6 protein-coding genes and 1 pseudogene are annotated in these 8,278 nt (G+C 56.8%); 2 read left to right on the forward strand and 5 right to left on the reverse strand.

The features are described from left to right. Window positions 1-199 precede the first annotated feature (199 nt). The 5 genes from AC1RQ9_RS18060 to AC1RQ9_RS18080 are packed head-to-tail and all read right to left on the reverse strand — an operon-like array spanning window position 200 to window position 6,623. Window positions 200-1,651, reverse strand: coding sequence for an efflux transporter outer membrane subunit (locus AC1RQ9_RS18060; protein ID WP_217420436.1), 1,452 nt, complete (start codon window positions 1,649-1,651; stop codon window positions 200-202). Next, window positions 1,644-4,682, reverse strand: a complete 3,039-nt coding sequence (locus tag AC1RQ9_RS18065; RefSeq protein ID WP_217420437.1) for an efflux RND transporter permease subunit — start codon at window positions 4,680-4,682, stop codon at window positions 1,644-1,646. Before AC1RQ9_RS18065 ends, AC1RQ9_RS18060 begins: the two co-directional genes overlap by 8 nt. Continuing rightward, complete coding sequence (locus tag AC1RQ9_RS18070) at window positions 4,682-5,776, reverse strand: efflux RND transporter periplasmic adaptor subunit (RefSeq protein ID WP_485988004.1); 1,095 nt, start codon at window positions 5,774-5,776, stop codon at window positions 4,682-4,684. Before AC1RQ9_RS18070 ends, AC1RQ9_RS18065 begins: the two co-directional genes overlap by 1 nt. 30 nt (window positions 5,777-5,806) lie before the next feature. After that, window positions 5,807-6,028, reverse strand: a complete 222-nt coding sequence (locus AC1RQ9_RS18075; RefSeq protein WP_254511981.1) for a hypothetical protein — start codon at window positions 6,026-6,028, stop codon at window positions 5,807-5,809. A gap of 19 nt (window positions 6,029-6,047) precedes the next feature. Continuing rightward, window positions 6,048-6,623 carry a TetR/AcrR family transcriptional regulator gene (locus AC1RQ9_RS18080; RefSeq protein WP_217420439.1) on the reverse strand — a complete coding sequence of 192 codons (576 nt, stop codon included), beginning with the start codon at window positions 6,621-6,623 and terminating at the stop codon, window positions 6,048-6,050. Between the two features lie 78 nt (window positions 6,624-6,701). Between AC1RQ9_RS18080 and AC1RQ9_RS18085 the strand changes: the two are divergent. Further along, window positions 6,702-6,845 (forward strand): annotated as a pseudogene (locus AC1RQ9_RS18085) (IS5/IS1182 family transposase); the annotation flags it as partial. A gap of 110 nt (window positions 6,846-6,955) precedes the next feature. After that, on the forward strand, window positions 6,956-8,278 hold a 1,323-nt coding region (locus AC1RQ9_RS18090), incomplete at its 3' end, for a DUF262 domain-containing protein (protein WP_485988006.1).

Consider the following 8,278-nt stretch of genomic DNA (forward strand, 5'->3'; position numbering starts at 1 on the left):
GCGGGGGAGATTAGTTCTGCCGTCTCATGGGAAATATCGTACCCTCTCTATCTTAGAACACAAGACGTTCTATAATATTTGTTATGCCAACAAGTTGGATATTGCGAACCGCACATATCTTTCGGTCTGGCACTCTATAGCGGGTCCACCCATCACGCCCGGTGGGAATCCTTATTCCGAATTTTCTGCCGAAGTAATGCTAGATCCCCAATGCTGTCTTGAGATCAACAGCATTGGTCAGCAGCGCTACATATGTCCTGGCAAGATTTGCTTCGCTTTCACTTTCAGAAAAAGAGTCGGTCAACAGGTCCTCCTGCGACATGTCACCATGCTGATAGCGTTTCTGAAGCACTGCCATGCGGGCTTTTTCAATATTGAGCAAAGAGAGCTGCCTTTGATATTGGGTCCTGAAAAAGTGTTCGTGTGACAGGAGGTTTTCAATCTCGACCCATGCATTCAGAACGACGCTTTGATAAAATATGCCCGCGCTCCTCTGTTCAGAATGGCGCAGAGCAAGCTGACTGGACAGACGGCCACCATTAAAGATCGGGAGGGTAAGCGTAGGCCCAAAGGACGTGTTGCGTGCATTCCACCCCAGTTCGGCCACTGTCAGCGCATCGAGGCTGATTTGCCCTGTCAGGGTAATCTGCGGGTAGAAATCGGCCTGTGCCATGCCAATCGTCGCTGTGGCAGCGTGAAGCCGCGCTTCCGCCGCCCGGATATCCGGACGTTTCCGGGCCATATCGGATGGAATGTCAACCGCAACCTGTGGCAGTGTCACATCCAGAAGATCCGCGGGCTTTGCCAGTTCAGGTATGTCCGCATCCGGTCGTCCTGCCGCAAGCACGGCCAGTGCCCGATGCAACGAGGCCTGTTGCATGGCAAGTTCATCTTTTTCACCAAGTGCGGCCTGACAGACGCTTTGCTGTTTTTCCAGGTCAACACCAGCAAGGAGGCCGCGCGCATGAACAGCCCTGGCTATGACCAGCAGCTGCGTTGTCCGTTCCAGCGTTTTTTCAGCGCTTTTCAGGCGACCGGAAACCCACAGCCATTGAAAATAGGTTCGTGCAATTTCTGCCTGTGTCGAAAGATGCATGGCATCCACATCGGCCTGTACGGCGGACATCTCCGCCTTTGCCGCTTCCCTTAGCCGACGCTGGCGCCCCCAGATATCCAGCTCCCATGAGGCCACCGCGCCAATACTGTAATTTGTATAGGAAACCCCCTCCGGCTCCTGCCTTACAGCGTCTGGCGAAAGACCCAGCAGGGGCTGCAGGACCTCCCCCACCCCTGCCGTGGCAAGGCGTTCATGCGTATAGGAAGCCTGCCCGTTCAGTGACGGGAGACTTTCAGCCGATGCGGCGCCACGCTGTATGCGGGCGGCTTTAACCCGTTCACGCGCCAGCGCCATGTCCAGATTGCCGGTTTCGGCACGGAGCATGAGTTGATCGAGCACAGGATCATTAAACATATGCCACCATGGCAGGGATGATGGCCGGGCATGTTCTACACCCCCCGCATTCTGCCACTGCTCCGGCAGCACCGGCTTTGGCCGCACGAAATCCGGCCCCATAGTGCAACCGGCCACCGCAAGCAGCATGGGCAACAGGAGCATGCGCACCCTGCATTGGAAAGAGCGTGTCTCAGACATGGGCGGATGCCTCCGCGGTGGTAGCCGTACGGTCAAACAGGACAGCGTAAAATGCGGGAATGGCGATCAGGGTCAGCGCCGTGCCACCAACAAGCCCGCCGATCATGACAATGGCCATTGGCCCCCAGAACACATTGAAGCTCAGGGGAATAAAAGCCAGGATCGCCGCCACCGCCGTCAGGCATACGGGGCGCGCGCGGGTCAGGGTCGCATCAATGATGGCCGCATGCAGCGATGTGCCGCCCTGGTGATTGGACTGGATCTGGTCAACCAGCAGGATCGTATTGCGCATGATCATGCCCGCCAGGGCAATAAGCCCCAGCAGGGCCACAAAGCCAAATGGCGCCCCTGTTACCAGCAGGCCGGACACCATTCCGATCAGGCCAAGTGGTGCCGAAAACAGCACAAGCAGGGAACGGCTAAAGCTTTGCAACTGAATCATCAGCGCCAGAAGCATCAACACGCCGGTCAGCGGGAGGAAAGCGAAGATCGCACTATCCGCTGTTGAGGACAGTTCCACGTCTCCCCCCGTTTCAATCCTGTATCCTGCGGGAAGGCTTTTGTGCAGGGTTTCCATTGCTGGCGTCGCGCGCTGTACCACAGTTGCTGGCTGGATGTCCGTTTCAACACCTGACTGAACGGTCATGCAGAGTTCGCCATTTCTCTGCCAGAGGATCGGGAAGTCGGTTGTCAACTGTATGGTGCCAAGCTGACCAAGCGGCACGACCCCATTTCCCGTTACAATTGGGAGGTTCTTCCATAGCCCGGGATCAGCGCGTACGGTGCGGGCGGCCCGCACCATGACCGGGATATGATGGTGACCATCGGGCATGTCGCCTGCAACCTGTCCGGCAATGGCTGCCTGAAGCTGTGCGGCAACACTGACGCGATCTGTCTGGAAATATGCGAGTTTATCCGGATCCGCTTCAAGGGTCAGGCTGGGTGTCTGGTTCCCCCAGTCCGCCTGCACCGAGACTGCGCCTTCGGTGCCGCGCAGGATTTCATCCACCTTGCGTGCAATCACCCGCAGGGTGTCCGGGTCTGGCCCTATGATGCGGTACTGTACGGGAAAGTCAGCCGTAGGCCCCAGGGAGAGACGTTGCACATGCAGGTGCACGCCTGCGGGAAGGGATATTGCCTCAACCTGCTGGATAAGCTGTTCCCGAGCATCAAGGTCCTGTGCAACCAGCAGGAGTGTCGCGTGGGCGGCACTGGGTGTGGCCGGGGCATAGGGAAGGTAAAAGCGTGGCGCGCCATCGCCAATATGGGCTTCCATATGGCGCAGCGATGGGCTTCCCGACAGATGCTTTTCCAGAATGCCGACTGCCTCATCGGTTTTTCCAATGGCTGTTCCCGGTGGCATGGCAACATCAACGATCACTTCGGGGCGGTCGGACTGCGGAAAAAACTGCTGGTCAACAAACATAAAGCCGCCGCACGCCACGATCAGCAGCATGATCGTGCCACCCGCCACGGTTTTTTTATATCGCAGGCTGGTGCCAAGCATGTGGCGCAGCATACCCGTCAGCCGGGGCTCAGGTGATGCCTGTGAGGGCTGCCGGGCTTCAGGCAGGAGATGAACCCCCAGAAACGGGATGAAAACCACCGCCACAACCCAACTGAGCAGCAGTGCTGCGGCACTGACCCAGAAAATTTCACCAGCATATTCACCCGTTGTTGACTGCGCCAGGCCAACCGGCAGGAAGCTCACAACCGTCAGCACCGTACCCGTCAGCATTGGAAATGCGGTGTGGCTCCAGGCAAAAGAGGCCGCCTCTTCACGGCTGCGCCCCTGTTCAAGCTGCACGACCATGGCTTCGATACTGATGATGGCATCATCCACCAGCAGCCCGAGGGAGAGGATGAGGGCACCAAGCGAAATACGGTCCAGCCCGATATGCTCCACGCCCATGTACAGGCTGACCCCAGCAAGTGTCAGCGGCACGGAGCAGGCCACGATAATCCCGGCTTTCAGGCCCAGGCTGATAAAAGCAACCAGAAGAACAACACTCAGCGCCACGATGAACTTGATCAGGAATGTATCCACGGCCTCCCTGATGACCCGGCTCTGGTCTTCCACCTGCGTCAGCGTCATGCCCGCGGGCAGCACGGCGGTAGCCGCCGCCTTCTCCAACGCCCTGCCCAGTGCAAGTCCGTCCGCGCCGTCAGCCATTGCGACAGCAATGACAACGGCCGGCCTGCCACCGTAACGGATCAGCGAAGGGGCCGGGTCTGCATAGTCACGGCTCACCTGGGCAATATCCCTGACACAGAGGGGGCCGGAATGGCCTGCCAGTGGCGTCTCTTCAACGGAGCGGACGCCACCCAGGGCTCCGGACACATTCAGGGGAACGACCGTTGTAAAATCCACCGAACCACCAGAAGCCAGAGCCGATCGGCCCTGAAGCGACCTTGCAACCTGATCGAGACTGATTCCCCTTGCTGCAGCCTGTTGCGGATCGATATCGACGCTAACCTGCCGGGGGATCTCGCCGCTGATCTGAACCTTCCCCACGCCATGAACCGCCTGAAAGATCTTCTTCAGATATTCGGATGTCTTGACGAGGTCTGCATTTTCTCCCCCGGTCAGGGCAAACACATAACCATAGACATCCGCATAATCATCATTGGCGGCGACTGCCACACCAGACGGCAGGCCGGGAGAAAGGTCGGACAGCCGGTTGCGGACCTTTTGCCAGATAACCGGAACGCGTTCCTTTTTTTCATCATCGCGCAGGAATATCTGCGTCACGCATGCTGCCTGAATGCAATATGTGCTAAGAAAATCTATGGCTTCAATATCACGCAGGCCCTGTTCAAGCGGTTCGGCAACCTGTCTTTGCATCTGCTGGGCGCTGGCGCCCGGCCATTGTGCGGAAACAATCATGTTCTTGAGCGTGAAAGCGGGGTCTTCTGCCCGGCCAAGGTGAAAAAAACCGTATCCACCGGCAAGGAAAAGACAGGCCATCATGAAGCTGACAAGCGCCGGATGACCGACAGCCCAGCGTGAGACATTGAAACGATCCATCATCACCGTTCACCTGCCTGCCCGGCAAGAAGAACAGCCTGTCCCTGCTGGAACGAACCATCAGTATTGGAGACAATCCATTCCCCGTCCGTCAGGCCTTCAACCAGCGCATCTGCCCCGCGCAGCCCGACAATGCGGACGCTCCGCAGGACAAGGTGGGGCGTCTGTCCATCCGTCAGCCCCCACAGATGGGCATGCGTCTGGCCTGCTGAATCCACGGCAGTAAGCGGCACGCGCACGACATGCGACACGTCATGTGCAGCAAGGACAACCGTGACGAGGCTGTTAACGGCTACGGGCAGCGGATGATCAAGCCGGAGCTTCACGTCCTGCATCTGACTGGTTGCGTCAATCGTGCCGATTTCCCTGATGTCAGCCCGAACGGACTGGCCATCCTGACCGGCAGGCAGGCTGACCTCCGCCGTGTCACCAACAGTCCAGGATGAGGATGATGGCACCTTGAAATGGACTTCAGGCGCCCCTGCAGACAGCCGTATGATTTCGCTCCCGGCGCCGACAAGGCTGCCCGGAACACCCGTAACGCTCATGATCCAGCCATCTTCAGGTGCCCGGATCCTGCTTTCAGCCACCTGAATCTGGGCCTGCGTCAGGGCGGCAAGGGCTGATCTGTATTTTGCCTGAGCCAGGTGCCATGAATAGGCACGTTCTTCGACTGTTCCAGAGGACAGTCCTCCTATGGCGTCCAGTCCCCGGCTTCTTTTATATGTTGCGGCCGCCTGATTCATTTCGGCGCAGGCGGCATCAACCTCGCCCTGTGACTGGGCTTCCATCTCCAGCAGCAGCCTGTCTTCAAACGTGGCAAGAACATCGCCCTGATGAACATATTGACCGCTGACAACCGATACGGATGTCAGGCGACCGGCCTGTGTCGGGGCGAGAGGAATACTTCTTTCAGCCCCGTACAATCCAATGAAGGCAGCCTTCTGTGGTGAGGCGTCATGCACCATGAGGGCCTGCACGGCGGGAAGGGCTGCGTGTTTGACCGGGGAGGATGCCGGCTTGCACCCTAAAAGGCATGATGCCGCAACCAGGGGCAGCACCCTTGCCAGGATGTCTGTGCGCGTTCGACAGGACATGTTTATTTCCGAAAAATACAGGCTTTTTCTTTACGGCAGTGCCGCGATAGCCGAAATTCCCAACAGGACAAGAATAATCACGGTGGCCTGTTGCCAATTAAACTGGTTCCGGAAGTAGAACCAGCCAGCAAAAAAGATGAACGACGATATATAGCCTGCCATCATGGCAGCCATTGGCGGAATTCTGGTAAAACCCAAAGCCTGTTTCTGCGCCGCAGTTGCCATGGCACCTGAAACAACCGTTCCTGACAAAGAGAAAATTCCCTGCATTTCAGCCAGCTTTATCAGGGACCTGCGTTAACTGCACCATCAGGTCATGCAGGCTGTCGCGCATGGTCTGGTCTACAATGCCAGCCTCCAGAATGTCCCATAGGGAAAGGCCATCAGCAGCCATGCAGGCGAGCAGAAGGGCTGGTGTCATGTTCTCGAACAGGCCGATGGAACGGATGACGCTCCAGTAATGCTGGATCCATTCCTGACTGAGTTGTGGATCAATCAGCATGGCTGCAAGCAGATGACGAATGATGACCGGCGTCTCTTTCGCTTCATCATGGTTAAACCCGATATACGCCCGCGCAGACCTGCCGAACGCAACAGGGTCATCCTGCATGGAGGCAAGCATCTCATGCTTGAACAGGTCCATTTCACGCATGAAAAGCCCGTCAAGCAGGGCTTTCTTGTTCGGGAAATGGTGCAGCAGGCCGCCTTTGCTGACATTTGCCTCCCTGGCCACCAGTTCCAGTGTAAACGCCTGAATGCCGTTCGTAACCAGTATCCGGCCTGCTGCATTGAGCAGGTCGTTCTTTACGACTTCGGGTTTATTGGTGCGTTTTGGTTTTGTGGTCATGCCCCGTTAAATACCGTCCAGACGGTATGTTTTAAAGGGAAAAATAGGGGACGGGCATAGACAAGACGCCCGTTATCTTCCGCAGCATGGCGCGCGGATACACGATGCCGCAGACTCGTCAAGGATTACGAGCGCTACGCTTCAACGCTCGCAAGTCTCCATGTCGTCGCTTTCGCATGCTTCATGCTCAGAAACGCCGCTATACTCGCTCAAGGTGCATAACACCCTCTACTGGGGCAAGCTGATTACGCATCTCAGATTGGGGGGCGGCTCCTGATTGACAGGTAAGGGATTGGCTTGCACCTTGCTGGTCAGGCAATCCGGAGCTAGTTGTGTCGAAGAAGATTAGTGGCGCTGAGTATCCTCTTTCCAAGGTTTTCTCATCCGACTTCGAATATGTCATTCCTGCCTATCAGCGGCCTTATGCCTGGACCCCCGATCAGGCCGGCGAACTCTTCGATGATTTAATCGCCTTTTTTAAGGCCGAGCATGACGAAGGCTATTTTCTCGGCAGTATAGTGCTTATCAAGTCGGAGGATAGCGCTTATTCGCAGGTGATCGACGGGCAGCAGCGTCTAACGACACTCACCATTTTGCTGGCTGCGATGGCCTGTGCGAACGATGGCGAGGACCGCGACGAGCTTCGACCCTATATCCTGGAACCCGGCAAGAAGATGGAAGGGATACTTCCCAAGCCCCGCCTGGCTTTGCGCGAGCGCGACAAGGGCTTCTTCGCTAAATACGTCCAAGATCTGAAACTCGACGCACTGATTGATCTCGATCCCTCGTCACTTGATAACGAATCCCAGGTCAATATCCGGGCCAATACGAAGCATTTCGTACAGGCCGTCGCCGATGCGCTGCCGACGCCGGATAAGCTTCGGGAGTTCGTCACCTTCCTGCTGACTCGCTGCTATCTGGTGGCAGTTTCCACGGCAAGCCAGGATTCCGCCTTCCGCGTCTTCTCGGTAATGAACAGCCGCGGCCTCGACCTTCAGCCGACCGATATCATCAAGGCCGATACGATCGGCAAGCTCAGGAGCGAGAGCGATCGGCAACTCTATAACGACAAATGGGAGGAGATGGAGGTCGAACTCACGCGCGACGGCTTCCGGGATCTCTTCACTTACATTCGCATGATCTACGCCAAGGAAAAGGCGAAGCGCACCCTGCTTGAAGAGTTTCGGACTCACGTCCTTCCAAAAAACTCCGATCCGAAAATATTCATTGACGACGTGCTTGATCCGTTCGCCAATGCCTTGGATACGATCCGTAACGCGTCGTATTGCGCGACTTCTCATGCCGAGACGGTCAACTATTACATCCGGTGGCTTCAGCGGATCGATAATTCCGACTGGATTCCGCCGGCGATGCTGTATCTCAAGGAGCAACGCAACAAGCCGAAACGGGTGGCGCGTTTCTTTGAACTGCTTGAGCGCCTCGCTGCCTACATGCACATTTGTCGCTGGAACGTGAATAATCGCATCGACGTCTATGCCAAGCTGGTCAACGATATTCAGTCGGGTGCCGAGCCGGATGACATGACGCAGTTCGACTTCGGAGAGGATGATCGCAAAGCGTTCCGCGATGCGCTGGACAGCGACATCTATGAGATGACACCTCGACGACGCAATTATCTCATCCTAAGGCTGGAT

The sequence above is a fragment of the Komagataeibacter ossonobensis genome (assembly GCF_057359305.1).

What these genes read in the sequence shown, in the direction of transcription:
- AC1RQ9_RS18070 (WP_485988004.1), bottom strand. Translation starts at nt 5,776, where the DNA reads ATGTCCTGTCGAACGCGCACAGACATCCTGGCAAGGGTGCTGCCCCTG.
- AC1RQ9_RS18065 (WP_217420437.1), bottom strand. Translation starts at nt 4,682, where the DNA reads ATGATGGATCGTTTCAATGTCTCACGCTGGGCTGTCGGTCATCCGGCG.
- AC1RQ9_RS18080 (WP_217420439.1), bottom strand. Translation starts at nt 6,623, where the DNA reads ATGACCACAAAACCAAAACGCACCAATAAACCCGAAGTCGTAAAGAAC.
- AC1RQ9_RS18060 (WP_217420436.1), bottom strand. Translation starts at nt 1,651, where the DNA reads ATGTCTGAGACACGCTCTTTCCAATGCAGGGTGCGCATGCTCCTGTTG.